This is a genomic window from Streptomyces sp. DH12, assembly GCF_020873895.1.
Lineage (GTDB): Bacteria > Actinomycetota > Actinomycetes > Streptomycetales > Streptomycetaceae > Streptomyces.
This window is the reverse complement of the sequence record NZ_JAHWGT010000727.1, coordinates 1-506: the sequence shown is the minus strand read 5'-3', so window position 1 is coordinate 506 and position 506 is coordinate 1. Positions and strand designations below refer to the sequence as shown.

Annotated in this window: 1 protein-coding gene; it reads left to right on the top strand. The window is 75.3% G+C overall.

What is annotated here, in order from left to right; translation table 11 throughout:
- The coding region (locus LPA54_RS36745) for an AMP-binding protein (RefSeq protein ID WP_228984831.1) at positions 1-506 on the top strand (506 nt) is incomplete at both ends.

The following is a 506-nucleotide window of genomic DNA, read 5'->3' as shown; positions in this document are numbered from 1 at the left end:
GGCGTCACCTCCCTGCTGCTGACCGCGGGTCTGTTCGGCGTCGTCGCGGACGAGGACCCTGGCGTCTTCACAGGCGTGCGCGACGTCTGGACGGGCGGCGACGTCGTCCCGCCCGCCGCGGTCGCCCGGGTCCTGGCCGCCTCGCCCGGCACCCTGGTCGTCGACGGCTACGGCCCGACCGAGACCACCACCTTCGCCACCCACCACTTCATGCGCGCGCCGTGGGAGCAGGAGACCACCGTCCCCATCGGCACCCCGCTGGACAACACCACCTGCCATGTGCTGGACGACCGGCTGCGGCCCGTCCCGCCCGGCGTGGCCGGCGAGCTGTACATCGGCGGCGCCGGACTGGCCCGCGGCTACCTCGGACGGCCCGACGCCACGGCCGAACGGTTCGTCGCCGACCCGTACGGCCCCGCGGGCGCCCGCATGTACCGCACCGGCGACCTGGTGCGCAGGCGTGGCGACGGCGTGCTGGAGTTCCTCGGCCGCGTCGACCACCAGGT